Here is a 1603-nt window from a genome sequence, read left to right as displayed (position 1 = left end):
GGTCCTCGTCCTCGACACGGACCTCGGTCTCGGCCTTGGGCGCGGTCACCTGCCCGGTCTCGCCCTCGTCCTCGTCCTCGACGAGCGCGTCGACGAACTCGACGCCGTCCAACTCGGCGAGCCGGTCGGAGGCATCGGTGCTGCCGTCCTTGTCGGACTCGACGGTCTTGGCGAACCACTCGCGTGCCTCGCCCTCACGCCCGGCGGCGAGGAGCGCGTCGGCGTAGGCGTACCGCAGTCGGGCGGTCCAGGGCTGGACGGAGTTCGAGGCGAGCTCCGGGCTCTGCAGGGTGACGATTGCGGCTTCCAGCTGATCCATGTCACGCCGGGCACCGGCCGCCACGAGCCGCATCTCGACCTGGCTCGCCTTGTCCAGCTTCTGCACCTCGGGCGCGCCGGCCATCTCCAGCGCCTTCTCGGGCCGGCCGAGACCACGCTCGCAGTCCGCCATGACGGGCCACAGTTCCACGCTGCCGGTCATCCGGCGCGCGGCGCGGAACTCGGCGAGCGCCTCGCTGAACTTCTGGTTCGCGTACGCGGCGAACCCGGCCGCCTCACGCACGGCGGCGACACGCGACGCCAGTCGCAGGGCGATCCTCGAGTACGCGTAGGCGGCCTCGGGGTCCTCGTCGATGAGACGGGCCACCATCACCAGGTTGCGGGAGACATCCTCGGCAAGGCCCTTGGGCAGGCTCATGAGCTCCTGCCGTACGTCCTTGTCGATCTCCTCGCCCGTGACGTCGTCCGGGATCGGCAGCCGCTTGATCGGCTCACGGTCGCGGTCCCGCTCGTCGCGGAAACGGCTGCCACCGCGCCGGTCGTCGCCGCCGCGGTCGTCACGACCACGGAAGCCACCGGGGCGCCCTCCCCTGTCGTCACGGCGGGGTCCACCACGGCCACGGTCGTCGTGTCCTCGGTCGTCACGGCCACGGAAGCCGCCGCCACCGCCGCCACGGTTGTCGTCACGACGGTCGTCACGGCGGAAGGGAGGACGGTCGCCGTCCCTGCGCTCGTCACGACGGAAGTCGCCTCCGGCACGGTTGTCGTCACGGCGGAACCCACCGCGGTCGTCGTCGCGACGCGGGGTGCTGGGCCGGTCGTCACGGCGGAAGCCGCCACGATCGTCGCCGCCACGGTCGTCACGACGGAACCCACCGCCGCTGGCGCCACGGTTGTCGTCACCACGGAACCCGCCACGGTCACCGGCACCGCTACCGCGGTCGTCACGACGGAAACCGCCGCCACTACCGCCACCACTGCGGTTGTCATCGCGACGGAACCCGCCGCGGTCGTCGTCACGGCGCGGGGTGCTGGGCCGGTCGTCACGACGGAAGCCACCACGATCGTCGCCGCCACGGTCGTCACGACGGAACCCACCGCCGCTGCCGCCACCGGCACGGTTGTCATCACGGCGGAAGCCGCCGCCACTACCGCCACCGGCACGGTTGTCATCACGACGGAACCCACCGCCGCTGCCGCCACCACTGCGGTTGTCATCGCGACGGAAGCCGCCACGGTCACCGGCACCGCTACCGCGGTCGTCACGACGGAAACCGCCGCCACTACCGCCACCACTGCGGTTGTCATCGCGACGGAACCCGCC

The 1603-nt window shown here is 71.9% G+C and carries 1 protein-coding gene and 1 pseudogene; both read right to left on the bottom strand.

The features are described from left to right. Positions 1-697 (bottom strand): hypothetical protein (locus ACFWBT_RS42915; RefSeq protein ID WP_385710249.1); only part of this gene is annotated, 697 nt, incomplete at its 3' end. Positions 698-784: 87 nt separating this feature from the next. Continuing rightward, positions 785-1603: pseudogene (locus ACFWBT_RS42910) on the bottom strand (hypothetical protein); the annotation flags it as partial.

The sequence above is a fragment of the Streptomyces sp. NPDC060027 genome (assembly GCF_042737005.1).
Taxonomy (GTDB): Bacteria; Actinomycetota; Actinomycetes; order Streptomycetales; family Streptomycetaceae; genus Streptomyces.
The sequence above is the reverse complement of the archived record's forward strand: the minus strand, read 5'-3'. Positions and strand labels throughout refer to the sequence as shown.